General features: G+C 65.3%; 17 protein-coding genes. 9 read left to right on the top strand and 8 right to left on the bottom strand.

Features of this window, described 5'->3' with window-relative positions; genetic code table 11:
- Positions 1 to 90: 90 nt before the first annotated feature.
- The gene (locus tag NG898_RS21645; protein ID WP_252694359.1) at positions 91 to 612 is read left to right on the top strand and encodes a BON domain-containing protein; all 522 of its coding nucleotides are present in this window, start codon (positions 91 to 93) and stop codon (positions 610 to 612) included.
- 33 nt (positions 613 to 645) lie between these two features.
- Here NG898_RS21645 and NG898_RS21640 read toward each other — a convergent pair whose 3' ends face one another.
- Together NG898_RS21640 and NG898_RS21635 are read right to left on the bottom strand one after the other, a co-directional pair.
- Positions 646 to 1125 carry a YbhB/YbcL family Raf kinase inhibitor-like protein gene (locus NG898_RS21640; RefSeq protein WP_252694358.1) on the bottom strand — a complete coding sequence of 160 codons (480 nt, stop codon included), beginning with the start codon at positions 1123 to 1125 and terminating at the stop codon, positions 646 to 648.
- Positions 1126 to 1347: 222 nt separating this feature from the next.
- Positions 1348 to 1710: a DUF1304 domain-containing protein gene (locus NG898_RS21635; protein ID WP_024978500.1), complete on the bottom strand. Its 363-nt coding sequence runs from the start codon at positions 1708 to 1710 to the stop codon at positions 1348 to 1350.
- Between the two features lie 185 nt (positions 1711 to 1895).
- On the opposite strand from NG898_RS21635, the gene NG898_RS21630 reads away from it, so the two are divergent.
- Positions 1896 to 2600 carry a dienelactone hydrolase family protein gene (locus NG898_RS21630; protein ID WP_252694357.1) on the top strand — a complete coding sequence of 235 codons (705 nt, stop codon included), beginning with the start codon at positions 1896 to 1898 and terminating at the stop codon, positions 2598 to 2600.
- 422 nt (positions 2601 to 3022) lie between these two features.
- Positions 3023 to 3295 (top strand): hypothetical protein, encoded by a 273-nt coding sequence (locus tag NG898_RS21625; RefSeq protein ID WP_024978502.1) that lies wholly within the window; start codon positions 3023 to 3025, stop codon positions 3293 to 3295.
- A 23-nt stretch (positions 3296 to 3318) separates the two neighbouring features.
- Here the strand turns inward: NG898_RS21625 and NG898_RS21620 are convergent, their stop codons facing one another.
- Positions 3319 to 4941: an NAD(P)-binding protein gene (locus NG898_RS21620; protein ID WP_252694356.1), complete on the bottom strand. Its 1623-nt coding sequence runs from the start codon at positions 4939 to 4941 to the stop codon at positions 3319 to 3321.
- A gap of 13 nt (positions 4942 to 4954) precedes the next feature.
- Complete coding sequence (locus NG898_RS21615) at positions 4955 to 6532, bottom strand: polyamine aminopropyltransferase (RefSeq protein WP_252694355.1); 1578 nt, start codon at positions 6530 to 6532, stop codon at positions 4955 to 4957.
- A 175-nt stretch (positions 6533 to 6707) separates the two neighbouring features.
- On the opposite strand from NG898_RS21615, the gene NG898_RS21610 reads away from it, so the two are divergent.
- The 5 genes from NG898_RS21610 (at position 6708) to speD (ending at position 10346) form a co-directional block, all read left to right on the top strand.
- Positions 6708 to 7106 (top strand): DUF350 domain-containing protein, encoded by a 399-nt coding sequence (locus NG898_RS21610; RefSeq protein ID WP_252694354.1) that lies wholly within the window; start codon positions 6708 to 6710, stop codon positions 7104 to 7106.
- Between the two features lie 49 nt (positions 7107 to 7155).
- Positions 7156 to 8205 carry an SPFH domain-containing protein gene (locus NG898_RS21605; protein WP_252694353.1) on the top strand — a complete coding sequence of 350 codons (1050 nt, stop codon included), beginning with the start codon at positions 7156 to 7158 and terminating at the stop codon, positions 8203 to 8205.
- 88 nt (positions 8206 to 8293) lie between these two features.
- Positions 8294 to 9742, top strand: a complete 1449-nt coding sequence (locus NG898_RS21600; RefSeq protein ID WP_252694352.1) for a DUF4178 domain-containing protein — start codon at positions 8294 to 8296, stop codon at positions 9740 to 9742.
- Complete coding sequence (locus tag NG898_RS21595) at positions 9739 to 9924, top strand: hypothetical protein (protein ID WP_039375299.1); 186 nt, start codon at positions 9739 to 9741, stop codon at positions 9922 to 9924. The genes NG898_RS21600 and NG898_RS21595 overlap by 4 nt, the downstream gene beginning before the upstream one ends.
- Positions 9921 to 10346: an adenosylmethionine decarboxylase gene (gene speD / locus NG898_RS21590; protein ID WP_252694351.1), complete on the top strand. Its 426-nt coding sequence runs from the start codon at positions 9921 to 9923 to the stop codon at positions 10344 to 10346. The genes NG898_RS21595 and speD overlap by 4 nt, the downstream gene beginning before the upstream one ends.
- 1 nt (position 10347) lies before the next feature.
- Here speD and NG898_RS21585 read toward each other — a convergent pair whose 3' ends face one another.
- On the bottom strand, positions 10348 to 11394 hold the full coding sequence (locus NG898_RS21585; RefSeq protein ID WP_252694350.1) for a sensor domain-containing diguanylate cyclase: 1047 nt from the start codon (positions 11392 to 11394) through the stop codon (positions 10348 to 10350).
- A gap of 95 nt (positions 11395 to 11489) precedes the next feature.
- Positions 11490 to 12875 carry a class II fumarate hydratase gene (fumC, locus tag NG898_RS21580; RefSeq protein ID WP_252694349.1) on the bottom strand — a complete coding sequence of 462 codons (1386 nt, stop codon included), beginning with the start codon at positions 12873 to 12875 and terminating at the stop codon, positions 11490 to 11492.
- Positions 12876 to 13054: 179 nt separating this feature from the next.
- Between fumC and mdtD the strand changes: the two genes are divergently transcribed.
- Complete coding sequence (gene mdtD, locus NG898_RS21575) at positions 13055 to 14485, top strand: multidrug transporter subunit MdtD (protein ID WP_252694348.1); 1431 nt, start codon at positions 13055 to 13057, stop codon at positions 14483 to 14485.
- Positions 14486 to 14510: 25 nt separating this feature from the next.
- On the opposite strand, the gene NG898_RS21570 is transcribed toward mdtD, so the two are convergent.
- Positions 14511 to 16661, bottom strand: coding sequence for an ATP-dependent helicase (locus NG898_RS21570; protein ID WP_252694347.1), 2151 nt, complete (start codon positions 16659 to 16661; stop codon positions 14511 to 14513).
- Positions 16662 to 16749: 88 nt separating this feature from the next.
- A complete protein-coding gene (locus NG898_RS21565; protein WP_252694346.1) occupies positions 16750 to 17067 on the bottom strand; it encodes a hypothetical protein in 318 nt (105 codons plus the stop codon).
- Positions 17068 to 17185 lie beyond the last annotated feature (118 nt).

Raw genomic sequence — 17185 nt, 5'->3', positions numbered from 1 at the left:
CCGGGGCGTCTGGATGGTCCGCCGCTTTGCGCCTATCCTTCGCTGCATTGCTCAAGCCGACGCCCCCGTGCGGGCGAGGAGGCCACCGTGATGATTTCCGCACGCTGTCTTGTTCTGGCGCTGCTGCTGGCTGCGCCGGCCACCCACGCTGAAGACGACCTGCAGAACCGCGGTCACGACCCGTTCTTCCAGATATCGTCAGGCGTAGCCAACTGCCCTGAGCCGGCCGGCCCGCGCATCACCGAGGCGGAATGGAAGCGCGATTCGCACCACCGCATCGAGCACGGCAACCATTGTTGGCTGGAAGGGCGCTGCCGCCAGTTCAACTCCTTCGCGTACGACGATGAGATTGCCGAGACTGCGAAGCGGCGCCTGCAATGGATGTCGATCCATGTGCCGGGATGGAAGCAGAACACCACGCTGTGGGTGACGATATGGGAGCGGTGGATGCTGGTGCAGGGCTGCGTGGCGCCGAGTTATGCGCTGGCGCCGTTCATGACCGCCCTACATGACGTGCCCGATGTCGAACGCTTCATCAACCAGACAACGGCACACCCGGAGCGGGGCGTGCCGTATGCGCTGTTTCGCCAGGGCGCGGTTGCCAAGCCTTGAGAGGCAGCCTGCCTCAACTTCCGACGAATCGGCTCAGTGGTCGTGCTTCTGATACGTGCCGACAAGTTCGGCTTCAGCCAGCACATGGCCGCGCATGGCCCGCTCCAGCTCGGCCTTGGTAGGTGCGCCAAGCTCCGGCAGTTCCACATTCAGCGCGTAGAGCTTGTGGTAGTAGCGATGGCGCCCGATGGGCGGGCAGGGGCCGCCGTATGCGGTGCGCTTCCAGTCGTTGTTGCCGGGGCGTGCGCCGGGAGGCAGCCCCTTGCGCGACGCGTCTTCCGACAGCGAAGTCGTGGCGGGCGGGATGTTGTAGAGCACCCAGTGGACCCACGTCATCTTTGGTGCGGCGGGGTCGGGGGCGTCGGGGTCATCGACAATCAATGCCAGGCTGCGTGTGCCGGCCGGAGCGCCGGCCCATGCGAGCGGAGGCGATGTATCCGCGCCTTCACATGTGAGGCGGCTGGGGATTTCGCCGCCGGCGGCAAAGGCCGGAGAGGTCAAGGTGAGCGTCATGGCGTTCCTCACTTGAGCGGAGACGGGAGGGCCCCACACCAGGGTTGCCAGCAGCAGCGCCCGGCCCAGTATTCGGAGCGTCCGACAATCTGCAGGCGGCATATGCAGGACCCGGTTGGCGAGAGCGCATCTAATGCGCTCCTGACTTCTTTCAAGCTAGTGCGCAGCGGCGAGGCAGACAAGCATTGCAGCCGTCGCTTCAGCGCTCAACGCCCCACGCCTTTAGGCGAACCACCCCAGCACCAACGCCGCCACAGCCGGCACGGTCTGCACGAAAAGAATCCGCTTGTTGACGGTAATGGCGCCCCAGATGCCGGCCACCGCCACGCAGATCAGCCCGAACAGCGCGAACGACGCGTTGACGGTCGGGTCTGGCGCCACCAGCCCAATCACCAGCGCAGCCACCAGAAAGCCGTTGTACAGGCCCTGGTTGGACGCCATGGCTGCGGTTTCAGCGGCTTTCTCGGGCGTCATGCCGAAGACCTTGGGCCCGCGCGTCTTCCAGAGCACCATTTCGAGCACAACGATATAGACGTGAATCAGCAATACGAGCAGGTAAGCGATGAGACCGAGGGTTTTGATCATGGGAGGCAATCGGATGTGAACGTGCCGCCATGATAGAGACTTTGGGCTGCGTATCGGCACCTCTGATGGAGGGGTATCGGCAGGGCAACGGCGCACAAAGGCTCATTGCCGCCGAAGCGCTGGCTGCAAATTTCATCCGTCAGGACTATCCTGTGCGCTTTCGTTCCAGGCAGAGGAGCCATCGCATGACCGCAACCCAAGGATCCATGATCTCGTTCAAGCGCCCGGACGGGCAGGATGTCCAGGGCTATCTGGCCAAGCCCGCCAAGGCGGAAGGCGCCCCCGGCATCGTCGTCATCCAGGAGTGGTGGGGGCTGAATGACCAGATTCGCGGCGTGGCCGACCGCCTCGCGCGCGCGGGTTACGTGGCGCTGGTGCCCGATCTCTACCGCGGCAAGATGACGGTAGAGGAAGAGGAAGCCCACCACCTGATGACCAACCTGAATTTTGGCGACGCGGCCACGCAGGACGTGCGCGGCGCCGTCCAATACCTCAAGCAGACCTGCGCCCGCGTGGGCGTGACGGGTTACTGCATGGGCGGCGCGCTGACGCTCCTGACGCTGAGCAACGTGCCGGAAGCGGATGCCGGCGTGGTGTGGTACGGCTACCCTCCGCTGGAATACATCGACGCCTCGAAGATCAAGGTGCCGGTGCAGGGCCACTGGGGTACGCAGGACACCGCCTTCAAGATCGAGGGCGTCGATGCGCTGGAAAAGAAGCTCGTCGATGCCGGCGTCGACGTGGACTTCCACCGCTATCTCGCGCACCACGCCTTCGCCAATGAAACGGCCGTGGGCGAAAACCGCATCGCCATCACACAGTACGACCCGGTGTGGGCCGAACATGCGTGGGACCGCGCGCTGACGTTCTTCGGCCGCACGCTCTGGTAAGCCCACACAGGACGGCGGGTTTGGCGGTAAGGCGCGATCACGAAATGCTGCAAACTGGCACGTGGGCTGTGCCGTTGCCGCCGCTATAATTCACGGCGCTGCTGCACCAACGGCAGCTGGGTTTCGCAGCCTATCCTTTTCCGTATGGCCGGACGGCCGCCTTGCGCGGCTTTTTCACGTCCGCGCTCGCGCACGCCTGCACCATGGCGGGCCGGGCAGGGAGACCGAAAGGTCTGCCGGCGTCCTACGGGCCGGTCTGCGAACCCTGTCGTCGGGCCCGCCACCCTCGTTCGCAGCGAAATGTCGGGCCTTTTGCTATCCGTAGGAGGCTCCATGACTGTTGTGTTCAGCGGGCGTCGCCCCGCGTCTTTTCCTTCTCCACCTTGGCTGTGCCACGTTTCGTTGCGATGCGGGAGCCGCCAATGACCCTCACCAAACGCCGCGTCTACCTTGACGGTGCGCTGGAAGCGCGAACATTCCTCTGCCGAACGCAGGCCTACGTGCGCGAGTTCGGGCAGCACCGGCCGCGCCTCCTGCGGCAGCAACTGATGCAGTACACGGGCAGCGCATATCCCCCCGCATTTGCGCGCGGGTTTGTCGACATGATCGGAGCGTATCTATCGCTGGCGCTTGAGCGCAGCGATATCGATCCGGCCACGTGGGAACTGATGGCCGAGATTGAGCGGTTGCGCTAGATGCCCTGCGGCGGCGCTAACAATCAGCCACCGAGGATGCGCCGCGCCGCCCGATCTCCCCACCACGCCGCTTCTTCGAACACGGAGTAGCCGGACAGGTCCGCATGCGCGTAGTGGATCGGCCCGGCGCTCTCACGCAGGCGCGCAATGCCGGGTCGGGACAGAAAGCCCGGTGTGGGAATCGCCATCGCGTGGCCGCGCAGCGTCAGGTCGGCCCGGCGAATCTGCGTGCGCAGGCGAATGCCGTACACCGTATCCAGATCGGCCAGCGCGCGATCGAGCAGCGCTTGCGGCGATGCCTTCAGCAGCCATTCACGCGCGGCCTTGGGCGACATGTCCGACAGCGCCACGTAGGCCGTGAACACGCTCTGCGCGGGCGGCCCGACGCGAATGTCCTGGTGATTGGCGACCACATAACCCAGGCCCGTGCCGCGATAGACCACGTTGTCCCACGCCAGCGGCGTGTCGTCGTGTTCGGGCGGAAAGCCATCAATGAGCAGGTTCGCCAGCAGCCATGGCGCGGCTTCGGGCAACTCGGCGGCGGGCACATCAAAGCCCTCGACGATGTGTTTGGCAACGTGCAGCGGCATCGCGCTGACCACGTGATCGGCCAGCAGGCGCACGACGCTGCCGTCTGCCTGCAGTACATCGGCGAAGACGCGTGCGCCGGCCTCGTTCGTCATGCCGATGCGCGCGGCGCTGCCCGGTAGCAAACGGCCCGGTTCGTTCAATCCGGCGGCTTTGAACAGCCGCTCGGCCATCCAGTCCAGGCCTTCCGCCCAGGTGAGCACGGTGCCTTGTTCGGCGTTGCTCGCCATGCCGCCGCGGCTGGCGAAGTACGCAATGCCGGCCCAGGCGGAAACGTGATCTGCCGTGGCGCCGTAATCGTCGCGGCAGCAGTAATCGGCGTACCAGTGCAGCGTGGCGGCGCGGTAGCCCTCGCGGTGCAGCCAGTCGCGGAATGTGAACGCATCGAGCGCGCGCCATGCCGGGTCTGCGGACGAGAGCGCCGTCGGCACGGCAAAGATGCGGCGGCCGTCGGCGCCCTTGGTTTGGCGCAGGCTGTCGATCTGGGCGAAGAAGCGGGTGTGCTCGGCGCGTTCCGCTTCGGTAATGCCTTCATGCGGCACGAAGCCGTCTTGCCAGCGGTTGCCGAGCCACAGGCGTTCATCGGGCGCGTGAACGAGCACGCGTTCGTCGTACGTCGGACGCAACGCAAATGGGTTGCGCTCGATCACGCCAAAGTCGGCCAGCATCTCGCGCACGTGCGTCGATTCCATCGACGGCAGCGGCAGATAATGCGCACCGGTCGGGAAGCGCTGCGTGCCGAACGCACCGCTCGCGGCATTGCCATAGCGCTCCGGTCCCTCGACGACAACGACATCGCGCCGGCCGCTCTTGACAAGGCGCCATGCGCAGCTCAACCCGCCGACGCCGCTGCCGCAAATGGCAACGCCCACGCGCCGCGTTTCCGATGGTGCCGGCACCGCGCGCAGATCGCGCAATTGGTGGCCGGCAGCTTGGCCGGGCATGCGCACGTTAGGCGTGATTTCTGTAAAGGCCCGAAAGCCCGCCCACGAAGCCGCACCCGCCGCGGCCACGCCGGCCGCTGCTGCGCCCACCAGAAAGCTGCGTCTGCTGTTCATGATGTGCCGGTCATCAGCGCAGCACGCCGTGCCAGTCTTCTTCGAAATACCGCACCAGCGATTGGTTGTTCAGCCGGTTGGGCTCCACCTGCGGGCGCGGCATGTCGGGCGCGAAGCTGAACATCTGGTGCGTGGTGTCGGCATCCAGGAAGCGTGTCGGCACGTGGTATGACGTGGGCGGCTGGAAATCGGCGCGGCCCGGTGCGGCCAGGATGAAGCCCCATTCGCCAAAGGACGGCACCAGCGCGTGATAGGGCCACGTGCGATAGCCGGCTTCCTTCAAGGTCGCATCCACACACCAGTACGAACGCGGCGCGAAATACGGTGACGTGGCCTGAATGACGACCAGGCCCGTATCCGCCACATGGCGCGACAGCAGCCGATAGAACGGCACCGAATACAGCTTGCCGATGCTGAAGTTCGACGGGTCGGGAAAATCCACGATGGCCACGTCGAACATGTCGGTGGCGGTCTGCATCCATTGCGCCGCATCGGCGTTGACAACCGTCACGCGCGGGTCGCTGAACGCATGCTGATTGAGCGCGACCAGTGCCTCGGCGTGCGAGAACAGGTTGGTCATGCGCGGGTCCAGATCGACCAGCGTGACGTGCTCGATCTGCGGGTATTTCAGGATCTGGCGCAGCGCGAGGCCGTCGCCGCCGCCCAGCACCAGCACGCGGCGTGCACCGCGCACGGCTTCGAGCGTAGGCAGCACCAGCGCCTCGTGATAGCGGTATTCGTCGCGCGAGGAAAACTGCAGGTTGCCGTTGATATACAGGCGCAGGTCGTCTTTCCAGCGCGTCACCACCAGCCGCTGATACGGCGAGGAAATCGCATGGATGATCTCGTCGCCAAAAAGCGCGCGCTCCGACCAATGCGTGAGCTTGTCCGATGCGCCAAAGCCGGCGAGCAATGCCGCTGCCACTGCGCCGGCGCGCCACGCCATCGCCGTGCGCATGCGGGCAGTGAGCGCCAGCTCGGTGCGGAAGTGCCAGAGCGTCCAGACCGCAATCGCCGTATTGAACAGGCCGAACAGGAAGCCGGTGCGCACCAGCCCCAGGCGCGGCGCCAGCACCAGCGGAAACAGCAGCGACACCGCCAGCGCGCCCAGGTAATCGAACGTCAACACGCGGCTGACGAGATCGGAAAACTTGGCCTGCCGCCGATGCAGCATGCGCATCACCAGCGGGATCTCCATGCCGACCAGCACGCCGATCACCGTGACCAGCGCGTACAGCACCAGCCGGAACGGCGCCGATTCCAGCGCAAACAACGCAAACAGCGCCGCAGCGGATACGCCGCCGAATAGCCCGACCAGCAATTCCAGATCGACAAAGCGGGCGAGTAGCGCGTCATCGGCCACGTAACGCGAGAGCCACGAGCCGATGCCCATGGCAAAGAGATAGGCGCCAATGATGGAAGAGAACTGCAGGATGGAATCGCCCAGCAGATACGAGGCCAATGCCCCGGCAATCAATTCGTAAGCGAGCCCGCACGAGGCAACCACGAAGACGGCGAGGACCAGCAAGGCATTGCCGCGGCCCGCAGGCTGCGTGGGTTCGTATGTGGCGTCAGGCTGCGGCGTCGACATGCTGCGAAGGTGGAAAATGAAGGGACGTTAACAAACGGCGGATGCCAAGGCGAGCGCGATTGTGCCGCCTTTTTTCCCTCCCGGCGAGCCGGCGGCTGCATGGCCGCATCGGGGGGTACGCAAGCGGCGCATCAGCCGCTATAGTGGCGCCACCTATGTACTGCACGGCCTTCCCATGCCCGACATGACCGCTTCCGTGATCGCCTACGCTTCGCACCTGCTGGCCGGCGCCATGGTGTTCTCCGGCTTCTTTTTCGTCTACCTGCGCCTGACGCCGTATGACGAGTTCAAGCTGATCCGTGAAGGCAATATTGCGGCAGCGCTGTCGCTGTCCGGTGCGCTGCTTGGCTTCGTGCTGACCATTGCGTCGAGTATCACGCATGCCGATGGCCTGGTGCCGTTCCTGTTCTGGGCGGTGATGGCGTCGGTGGTGCAGCTGATTGTCTTCCTGGTGCTCACGCGGCTGATGCCGGATTACCGCCTGCAGATCGAGCACAACAACATCGCCGCCGGTATGCTGTTTGGCGTGAGCGCGCTGGCCGTGGGCGTGATCAACGCGGCGTGCTTGTCCTGACCTTGTCCTGATTGTTCCTGCCCCGCGAATCATCGCGAAGGAGTTTGCTGTGAGCCTGTCCAGTTTCATCAAGAAGCAGTTCATCGACATCCTGCAATGGACGGAAAGCGAAGACGGCGTGCTTGCCTGGCGCTATCCAATGCAGGACATGGAAATCCAGAACGGCGGCACCCTGGTCGTGCGCGACTCGCAGATGGCGATGTTCGTCAACGAAGGCCAGATCGCCGACGTGTTCAGCGCCGGCACCTTCAAGCTGACCACGCAAACGCTGCCCGTTCTCACGTACCTGAAGAACTGGGACAAGCTGTTCGAGTCCCCCTTCAAGTCCGATGTCTATTACTTCAGCACGCGCCAGCAGCTCGGCCGCCGCTGGGGCACGCCGCAGCCGGTGACGGTGCGAGACAAGGATTTCGGCATGGTGCGCCTGCGCGCCTTTGGCGTGTATGCCTACCACGTGGCCGATCCGAAGCTGTTCTACCAGCAGGTGAGCGGCACGCGCGACATCTACACCGTGGATGAAGTCGAGGCGCAGCTTGGCCCCGTCATCATGGGGGCGATGGCCACCGCGTTTGGCGAATCCGGCGTGCCGTTCCTGGACCTGGCCGCCAACCAGATGCTGATGTCGAACAAGGTGCGCGAGGCGCTGCTGCCGCAGTTCACGCAGTACGGCCTGGCGCTCGACAGCTTCCAGGTTTCCAGTGTCACGCTGCCGGACGAGCTGCAGGCCGCGCTGGACCGCCGCATCAGCATGGACATGACCGGCGACATGCAGCGCTTCACGCAATACCAGACGGCCGAATCGCTGCCGCTGGCCGCGCGCAACGAGGGCGGCATCGCCGGTACGGGCGCGGGTTTGGCGGCCGGGCTGGCGATGGGCCAGGCGATGGCCGACAGCCTGCGCACGGCGGTGCAAGGCAACGCTGGCGGGGCGGCTGCTCCGGCGGCTCAACCCGCGGCTGCGGCACCTGCCGCTCCGGCAGCGGACGATCCGACCGCACGCCTTGCCAAGCTCAAGGAACTGCTCGACAAGGGCCTCATCACGCAAGCTGACTTTGACGCCGGCAAGGCTGCCGTGCTCAAGGCATTGACCGGAGGCTGAGCTTCGGCCCCGCTGATCGGATGACCGGGCGGCACCGCAAGCCGCCCGTTTTTCTGCGCAAATTTTCGCGCAATCGAACGACCTGACCATGTTTCATGCCAACTGCCCGGCGTGTGGCGCGCCGGTGGAACTGAAGTCTGCGGCTGCCGTCATGGCGGTGTGCAGCTTCTGCAAAAGCACGCTGCTGCGCGACGGCGAGACACTCTCCGATATCGGCAAGATGTCCGCCGTGCTGGAGGACTACGCGCGTGTGCAGATCGGCACCACCGGGCGCTACAAGAGCAAGGCGTTCACAGTCGTCGGGCGCATCCAGTTGCGCTACGACGCGGGTTTCTGGAACGAGTGGTACGTGCTGTTTGACGACGGCACCGATGGCTGGCTTGCAGAAGCGTCCGGGCAAGTCACGATGACGTTCGCCCGCGGCACGCCGGCCAATGCGGTGGCGTTCGAGGCGCTGCGCCCCGGCCAGCTTTACGACGCCGAGGGCACGCAATTCACGCTGTCCGACGTGCGCGAGGCCGATTGCACAGGCGGCCAGGGCGAATTGCCGTTCCGCGTGGGCGAGGGCTGGCATGCGCGCGTGGCCGACGGCCGCCGCGAAGACGCTTTCATCACGCTGGATTACTCCGACGGCACGGCCCCCACGCTCTACGTGGGCGAAGCCACCACGCTCGACGTGCTCAAGTGCCAGCTTTTGCGCACCGACGCCGAGATCAAGGAAACCGCCGGCCGCGTTCCGGGCAAGCTCACGAATCTCGACTGCCCGCAGTGCGGCACGTCGATTCCGTTCAGCCCCGGCCTGACGGGCCACGTGCTGTGCCCCGGCTGCGGTGCGACCATCGATGCGGCCACGCCGCGCGGCGACATCATTGCGCGCGCGCGGTCGGTGCCGCAGGTGGTCACCACGTTGGAGCTGGGCGACAAGGCGCTCATCGACGGCCTGCAGTGGCAGGTGATCGGCGTGATGCGCCGCGCGGTGGTCGATGGCGGCGGCGAATGGTTTGAATATCTGCTGTACACGCCAAAGCGCGGCTTCAGCTGGATGGTCGAAACCGATGACGGCTGGTTCCGCGCCAACGTGCTCGACCGCTGGCCCACCCAGCGGGACGGGCGCACCGCGGTGCTCGACGGCAAGATCTACGCCCGCGACGAGGATTACACCTCGCGCGTGACCTACGCCGCTGGCGCCTTCAACTGGCGTGTCCAATCGGGCGACCAGACGCGCGTTGTGGAATACACCGCAGGCGAGGAAAGCCTCGCGGCGGAGAGCGACGCGCATGAACTGACGTGGTCTAAAAGCACGCCGGTGAGTGCCGCGCAGATCAAGGCGTGGTTCGGCAAGGTGGTGGCGGAGCCGGCCAAGGCATCGTCGTCGAACTACATGACGGTGGCGGTGGTGGCCTGCGTGCTGCTCGGTCTGCTGAACCTCGTACCGTTCTTCATGGCGCCAGGCTCGGTGTTTGGTATCACGTTCTTTGCGGCGCTGCTGTTGCTGGTGCCCGCGTGGCTGGTTGCCAAGATTGGGGGCGGGGAATGAAGAACTGGTTCGTTCTCTATGCCGTGGCGGTGGTGATTGGCGCGACCTATATGGACTGGAAGGCCGGCTTTGCCGCGCCGCGCACGCCGTCATACGGCAGCAGCACGGGCGGATCGTCTTACTGGGGCGGTTCATCGGGCGGCAGCGGTTATGGCGGCGGTTTCAGCGGGGGCCACAAGTGACGCGCACTGACGCAGCGCTTTCTGCGCAAGAAGCGTCCGCTGCCGTGGGCGAGCATCTTCTGCTCGATCTGTACGGCGTGGCGCCTGCGCTGCTGCGCGATGCCGCTGCACTGGAAACCGCGCTGCGCGATGCTGCCAACGCACTGGGCGCCACCATCCTGCATGCACATCTGCATCGTTTCGATTCCGTGCGCACGGGGTTGCCCGCTGGCGAGCAGGGCGGCGTGACTGGCGTATTGCTACTTGCGGAATCGCATCTTTCCATTCACACGTGGCCCGAGCATGGGTTTGCCGCCATCGATGCGTTCATGTGCGGCACCGGTACGACGCATGCCGCGCGCGCGGTGTTCGAGCAGGCACTGGCACCGCAACGCATTGACGTGCGCGTTGCCCGCCGCGGCGGCGAGCCTGCGCCGGACTGACCTACACCGGCTGGCCGTCGAATATCACGCGATTGCGCCCCAGCCGTTTGGCAGCGAGCAGCGCGGCATCGGCGCGCATGATGAGGTCTGTGGGCGTGCACAGGTTGCGCCCCGGCTCGCAGCTCGCCAGGCCCAGGCTGATAGTGCAGCGAATGTCGGCCTCGGGCGTGGCAATCTCCAGGGCCTCCACCGCGCTGCGTAAGCGCTCGGCAATGCTGGCGGCCTGCAGGGTGGTCGTATCGGGTAGCACCACCAGAAATTCCTCGCCGCCGTAGCGGCCTACCGCATCGACGGGGCGCGAATTCACGCGCAGCGTGCGGGCAATTTCAACCAATACCGTGTCGCCCACGGGGTGGCCGTAGGTATCGTTCACGCGCTTGAAGTGGTCGACGTCAACCACAAGCAGTGAAAGCGGGCGCCCATACAGCATCGCGTGGCCGCATTCGCGCGTGAGCAGTTCCATCGCAGCGCGCCGGTTCCAGATGCTCAGCATCGGGTCGGTCAGGCTCTCGTGGCGCGCCACCTGCAGTTCGGTCAGGATGGAGCGCTGCGTTTCGCTCAGTTCACGTTCGCGAAAACCCGATTCCACCCAACTGGCCAGGTCGTCCAGTAGCTCTTGTTCGGCCTGGTCGAACGCGCGCGGCTTCTGGTCGATCACGCAGAGCGTGCCGACGGCGTAGCCCGCGAGGTTCCTGAGGGGCCGCCCGGCATAGAAGCGGATGTGCGGCGCGCCGGTAACGAGCGGGTTATCGGCAAAGCGCGGGTCGGCCATGGTGTCGGGAATGACCAGCATCTGGTCTTCGGCCACGGCATGCCCGCAGAACGAGATGTCGCGCGGGGTCTCGCGCACGCTCAGACCGATGCACGATTTGAACCACTGGCGCTGGGCGTCGATGAGCGACACGAGCACGATGGGGGCTTCAAACACCCGCTTGGTCGTGCGCGTGACGCGGTCGAACAGTTCCTCATCCGGCGTGGACAGCAACAGCATGTCCTGAAGGGAGGCCAGACGTTGTGCTTCGTTATCCGGAATGGGGGCGGGTTTCATGCGCAGGGGGCGCCGGTCGGGCCGGCGCGCTTGAAACGGGCAATGGGAGAGGGATAGCCCACGCGTAGCAAGCCGCGGGCCCGCGACACATCACGTTAGCGGCCGACCATGTTCTCCGGCCGCACCCACGCATCGAACTGCTCGGGCGTGACATAGCCCAGCGCCAGGGCGGCTTCGCGCAGGCTCGTGCCTTCCTTGTGCGCCTTCTTGGCAATCTGCGCCGATTTGTCGTAGCCGATATGCGGGTTGAGCGCCGTCACCAGCATCAGCGAGCGCTGTACCAACTCGGCGATACGGTCACGATTGGGCTCGATGCCCACGGCGCAATGATCGTTGAAGCTGCGCATGCCGTCGGCCAGCAGGCGCACGCTGTGCAGGAAGTTGTAGGCGATCATCGGGCGGAACACGTTCAGCTCGAAGTTGCCCGACGCACCGCCCACATTCACTGCAACGTCGTTGCCGAAGACCTGCGCGCAGAGCATCGTCACGGCTTCGCTCTGCGTGGGGTTGACCTTGCCCGGCATGATGGACGAGCCCGGCTCGTTCTCGGGGATGGAGATTTCGCCCAGGCCGCTGCGCGGGCCGCTGGCCAGCCACCGGATGTCGTTGGCAATCTTGGTGAGGCTAGCGGCCAGCGTTTTCAGCGCGCCGTGCGCATGCACGAGGCCATCCGCTGATGCCATGGTCTCGAACTTGTTCGGCGAGGTGATGAAGGGCAGGCCGGTCAGTTGCGCCAATTCTGCGGCCACCTGTTCGGCGTAGCCGCTGGGGGCGTTCAAACCTGTGCCGACGGCCGTGCCGCCCAGCGCCAGTTCGCACAGGTGTGGCAGGGCGGCGTTCAGGTGCGTTTCGTTGTGCTGCAACTGCGCAACGTAGCCGGAGAACTCCTGGCCCAGCGTGAGCGGCGTCGCGTCCTGCAGATGCGTGCGGCCGATCTTGATGATGTCGTTGAAGTCTTGGGCTTTCTTGGCGAGTGTCTCGCGCAGCGTGCGCAGCGAGGGCAGCAGGTGCCGTGTGATGGCCGTCACGGCTGCCACGTGCATCGCGGTCGGGAACACATCGTTGGACGACTGGCTGCGGTTCACGTCATCGTTCGGATGCACGAGGCGCGCTTCGCCACGCTCGCCGCCGAGCAGTTCGCTGGCGCGGTTGGCAAGCACCTCGTTCATGTTCATGTTGGTCTGCGTGCCCGAGCCCGTTTGCCAAACCACCAGCGGAAATTCGTTCGGGTGATTGCCGGCGATGACTTCATCGGCTGCACCCACGATGGCGTTGGCCTTGTCCGCGGAGAGCAGCCCGAGCCGATGGTTGACGACGGCGCTGGCACGTTTGATGCGAGCGAGCGCGTCGATCAGCTCACGCGGCATGCGGTCGCCGGCAATGTCGAAGTTCTGCAGCGAGCGCTGCGTTTGTGCGCCCCACAGGTGGTCGGCTGGGACTTCAATGGGGCCAAAGGTGTCGCGTTCTGTACGGGTGGTCATGGCAGAAGGAAGGCACGAGGTGACTGGGATGAACGCTCCAGTATAGGCAGAGCCCAGTGCCCTTGTTGGCGGTAGGGCGGATACGTCTGCGGAGCTGGGTACAGCGTTTGCGGGCTCGGGCGAGGCACGCCACAATGACGGCTGTCTCGCACACCCCCCGCCGCTTCTGCCCCCGCCCCATGCCCACCACGCCCTCCGCCTCGCTCGACAAATCGCTGAAACCGCTCCTCTGGCTGGTGGCGATGGGTCTGTTCATGCAGACGCTCGATTCCACGATCGTCAACACCGCGCTGCCGGCCATGGCGCGCAGCCTGTCGGAAAGCCCGCTGAAGATGCAGTCGGTCATCATCGCCTACACGCTGACGACCGCCATGCTGATGCCGGCTTCAGGCTGGCTGGCCGATCGCTTCGGCACGCGAAAGATGTTCTTCGCCGCCATCTTCCTGTTCACCATCGGTTCCTTGCTCTGCGCGGAGTCCCGCAGCCTGACCATGCTGATTGCCTCTCGCGTGGTGCAAGGCGTGGGCGGCGCGCTGCTGATGCCCGTGGGGCGGTTGACCGTGCTGCGCGTGGTGCCGCGCGAGCAATTCTTGCCGGCCATGAGTTTCGTCACCATCCCCGGTCTGATTGGCCCACTGATCGGCCCGACGCTGGGAGGCTGGCTGGTGGAGGCCGTGTCGTGGCACTGGATCTTCCTGATCAACATTCCCGTGGGCGTGATCGGCGCGCTGGTCACGCTCAAGGTGATGCCCGATGTGCACGCTGAAGACGACAACCGCTTCGACTGGTCTGGCTATCTGATGCTGGCCTTCGGCATGGCGGCGGTGTCGTTCTCGCTCGATGGGCTGTCGGAGCTGGGCTTTCAGCACGCGACGGTGCTGGTGCTGCTGGTCTTTGGTCTGGCTGCGCTCACGGCGTACTGGCTGCACGCGGGGCGCGTGGCCGGGCCGCTGTTTCCGCGCACGCTGTTCGGCATTCCGAGCTTTTCCATTGGTGTGCTCGGCAACCTGTTTGCGCGCATCGGCAGCGGCGGGATGCCGTTCCTCATTCCGCTGCTCCTGCAGGTGAGCCTTGGCTACACGCCGCTGCAGGCCGGGCTGATGATGGTGCCGGTGGCCGCTGCCGGCATGGCCGCCAAGCCGTTGGGCACCTGGGCCATCAAGCGCTATGGTTATCGCCGCATGCTCTCCGTCAACACGGTCATGGTCGGCCTGATGATGGCCAGCTTTGCCGTGATGACGCCCAACGTGCCGGTGTGGCTGCGCATCGTGCAATTGGCGGTCTTCGGCACGTTCAACTCGATGCAGTTCACGGCCATGAATACGCTTACGCTGAAGGATCTGACCGGCCCGCTGGCCAGTGCGGGTAACAGCATGCTCTCGATGGTGATGATGCTGTCGATGAGTCTGGGCGTGGCCGCAGCGGGCGCGTTGCTCACGGGCTTTACCGATTTCACGGCCGGGCCGGAAGGGCGCGACACGCTGGCGGCGTTCCACAAGACGTTTGTCTGCGTGGGCGTCATGACCTGTGCGGCCGCGTGGATCTTCGCGCAGCTCTCGCGCTTCGAGTCAACGCACGTCGTCAAGCGGCCCGAGATGGAAGTGCATTGATTGCGCGCTTTGGCTGCCGCGCTGGCTACTTTTTCCAGTAGCCGCGCATCTTCTGGCTCAGGTCTACCTTGGCGGCGGCACGCGCTTCGGCCGCGGGGTCCGCACCGGGCTCCGGTTCCGGCCAAGCACACGCTTCGAACATCGGCAGCAGCGCAGGCGGAATGAACCGCGTGCGCGACGCGTAGATGTGCCGATCGCCATTGGGTGTTTGCTGCGTGACGTAGAAGCGCTGGGGCACAAGGATATCCAGGTGCTCGCGCGCACGCGTCATCGCAACGTAGAGCAGCCGGCGCTCTTCCTCCAGCTCTTCATGCGAACCGGCGCCCAGATCGGCCGGCATGCAGCCGTCCACGGCGTTCAGCACATACACCGCCTTCCATTCCTGGCCTTTCGATGAATGGATTGTCGAGAGGATCAGGTAGTCCTCATCGCGATACGGGTCGCCCGATTCATCGCTGGTCAGCTCGGGCGGGTCGAGCGTCATTTCGGTCAGGAAGCGCTCGCGCGTGGCGTACGTGGCTGCCATGCGGGCGAGCTGGTCCAGATCGCCCTGGCGCACGGCCGCGTCGTCGTGCAGACGCTCCATGTGCGGCGAGTACCAGGCGCCTACGGCTTCGAGTTCGCCAGCCCATTCCAGGCTGTCTTTGGGCGTGCGCAGGGCTTGCATGAGTGCCATCAGCGCGGACCAGTCACCGGCCAGCCGTGCCGGTGGTTCGTAGGCGAGCAGCGCGGCAATCGGGTCCGCCGCCTCCGCCATGGCGTCGAGCACGCGCGCCGCCGTGGCAGGGCCCGCACCCGGCAGCAGCTGGATCACGCGAAACCCGGCGATGCGGTTGCGCGGGTTCTCGGCCCAGCGCAGTACCGAAAGCACATCCTTCACATGCGCGGCTTCCAGAAACTTGAGGCCGCCGTATTTCACGAACGGGATGTTGCGGCGCGTGAGTTCGATCTCCAGCGGCGCGCTGTGGCTCGCGGTGCGAAACAGCACTGCCTGCGATTTCAGCGTCAGCCCACCTTCCCGGTGATGCAGCACCTGCTCGGCCACGCAACGCGCCTGCTCGGCTTCGTCACGCACCGAAATCAAACGCGGGCGATGCGTCGATGCGCGGTCCGTCCACAACGTTTTGGCAAAGCGCTCCGTTGCGAAGCGCATCACGCCGTTGGAGGCATCCAGAATCGGTTGCGTCGAACGGTAATTGCGCTCCAGCAGCACCGTGTGCGCCGGCCGCGAAAAGTGGCGCGGAAAATCGAGGATATTGCGCACCGTCGCCGCGCGAAATGCGTAGATCGATTGCGCGTCGTCGCCCACCACGGTGACGCCGCGGCCGTCCGGGCGCAGTGCGCGCAGGATGGATGACTGCAGCCGGTTCGTATCCTGGTATTCGTCGACGAGGATGTGGTCGAAGCGCGCGCCAATTTCGGCCGCCAGTTCTGCGTCAGACACCATCGCGTGCCAGTAGAGCAGCAGGTCGTCGTAGTCGAGCACGTGCTGCGCCTGCTTGGCTTCGACATATGCATCGAACAGCGTGCGCAGTTGCGTTTCCCACATCGCGCACCACGGGAAGTGGTGTTTGAGCACGGCGTTCAGCGGGCTCTCGGCGTTGATGGCGCGCGAGTAGATCGCGATGCACGTCTGCTTGAGGGGGAAGCGGCGTTCCTTGGTCGACAGGTTCAGCTCATGGCGCACGACGTTGAGCAGATCGGCCGAGTCGCTGCGGTCATGGATGGTGAAATCGGGCGCGAGGCCGACGCGCTCGGCGTACTCACGCAGCAGGCGCGCGCCGATGCCGTGGAAGGTGCCGGCCCAAGGCAGGGTGGTTTTGTACGAAGTGCCAGCCGAATTAAGGGCGTTGTTCGATCGCTCGCCCTGCATGGCACGCGCCAGCAGGTGGCCGGCGCGGTTGGACAGCTCGCTCGCCGCCCGGCGGGAAAACGTCAGTAGCAGGATGCGCTGCGGATCGGCCCCGTTGGCCACCAGATGCGCCACGCGCCAGCCCAGCGTGTGCGTCTTGCCCGACCCGGCGCCGGCCAGCACGAGGAGCGGGCCGGTTTCCGCCGCGTCTGCCCCGGAAATACCGAACTCGACCGCTTGGCGCTGCTGGTCGTTCAGTTGGGCCAGGTAGCCGGGGCTGGCCGGGGCATTGGCGGTGTCAGGGGTGGAGGAGGCGGTAAGCACGGCATGGCGTCACAAAAAATAACTGTATGAATATACAGCACTGTGCTGCCTGCTTTCGGAAAGTGAGGACGGTGAATGGGAGAGTGGATCAAATCCCGTCCTGCAGCTTCTTCGCGAAATCCTGCGGTGTAGCCCGCCGGTTGACGGCCTCCACCAGATCCGCCAAGAACCAGGGCAGCACGAGCTGCGTGCCTGGATCGCTCAGCCCGATGCGGAGGGTGTCCGTAGACGCCGGTTCGGCGGCTTTGGCCGCCTGGATCGGCTGCGGGGGCTGACTGTGGGCGAGCATCCCTTGCAGGTCCTGATCGGTGAACGTGAAGGTCGACGTGGTCAGGGCCGAAGCGGACATTGCTGCCGACATCAGCGTCGCGGCCACGACAAGGTGTTTGAGGGTGGTGGCAGGCATCGTGGCCTCCAGGGCAAAACGGTTGGGTGGGTAGATGACCGGCGCGCAGCGCGACGGCCGCAGCAATGATCCTCCCTCCGATCCTGGCGGTGGCTTAGGGTTCCGTTTCGCTCAGGAA

This window comes from Ralstonia mojiangensis, from assembly GCF_023955645.1.
In the GTDB taxonomy this organism is placed as follows: domain Bacteria; phylum Pseudomonadota; class Gammaproteobacteria; order Burkholderiales; family Burkholderiaceae; genus Ralstonia; species Ralstonia mojiangensis.
Note: the sequence above shows the minus strand (reverse complement) of the source record. Positions and strands in the feature narration are given on the sequence as shown.

What these genes read in the sequence shown, in the direction of transcription:
- NG898_RS21615 (WP_252694355.1), bottom strand. Translation starts at nt 6,532, where the DNA reads ATGTCGACGCCGCAGCCTGACGCCACATACGAACCCACGCAGCCTGCG.
- NG898_RS21585 (WP_252694350.1), bottom strand. Translation starts at nt 11,394, where the DNA reads ATGAAACCCGCCCCCATTCCGGATAACGAAGCACAACGTCTGGCCTCC.
- NG898_RS21625 (WP_024978502.1), top strand. Translation starts at nt 3,023, where the DNA reads ATGACCCTCACCAAACGCCGCGTCTACCTTGACGGTGCGCTGGAAGCG.
- NG898_RS21620 (WP_252694356.1), bottom strand. Translation starts at nt 4,941, where the DNA reads ATGAACAGCAGACGCAGCTTTCTGGTGGGCGCAGCAGCGGCCGGCGTG.
- NG898_RS21595 (WP_039375299.1), top strand. Translation starts at nt 9,739, where the DNA reads ATGAAGAACTGGTTCGTTCTCTATGCCGTGGCGGTGGTGATTGGCGCG.
- fumC (WP_252694349.1), bottom strand. Translation starts at nt 12,875, where the DNA reads ATGACCACCCGTACAGAACGCGACACCTTTGGCCCCATTGAAGTCCCA.
- mdtD (WP_252694348.1), top strand. Translation starts at nt 13,055, where the DNA reads ATGCCCACCACGCCCTCCGCCTCGCTCGACAAATCGCTGAAACCGCTC.
- NG898_RS21630 (WP_252694357.1), top strand. Translation starts at nt 1,896, where the DNA reads ATGACCGCAACCCAAGGATCCATGATCTCGTTCAAGCGCCCGGACGGG.
- NG898_RS21600 (WP_252694352.1), top strand. Translation starts at nt 8,294, where the DNA reads ATGTTTCATGCCAACTGCCCGGCGTGTGGCGCGCCGGTGGAACTGAAG.
- NG898_RS21640 (WP_252694358.1), bottom strand. Translation starts at nt 1,125, where the DNA reads ATGACGCTCACCTTGACCTCTCCGGCCTTTGCCGCCGGCGGCGAAATC.
- NG898_RS21645 (WP_252694359.1), top strand. Translation starts at nt 91, where the DNA reads ATGATTTCCGCACGCTGTCTTGTTCTGGCGCTGCTGCTGGCTGCGCCG.
- NG898_RS21610 (WP_252694354.1), top strand. Translation starts at nt 6,708, where the DNA reads ATGCCCGACATGACCGCTTCCGTGATCGCCTACGCTTCGCACCTGCTG.
- NG898_RS21635 (WP_024978500.1), bottom strand. Translation starts at nt 1,710, where the DNA reads ATGATCAAAACCCTCGGTCTCATCGCTTACCTGCTCGTATTGCTGATT.
- NG898_RS21565 (WP_252694346.1), bottom strand. Translation starts at nt 17,067, where the DNA reads ATGCCTGCCACCACCCTCAAACACCTTGTCGTGGCCGCGACGCTGATG.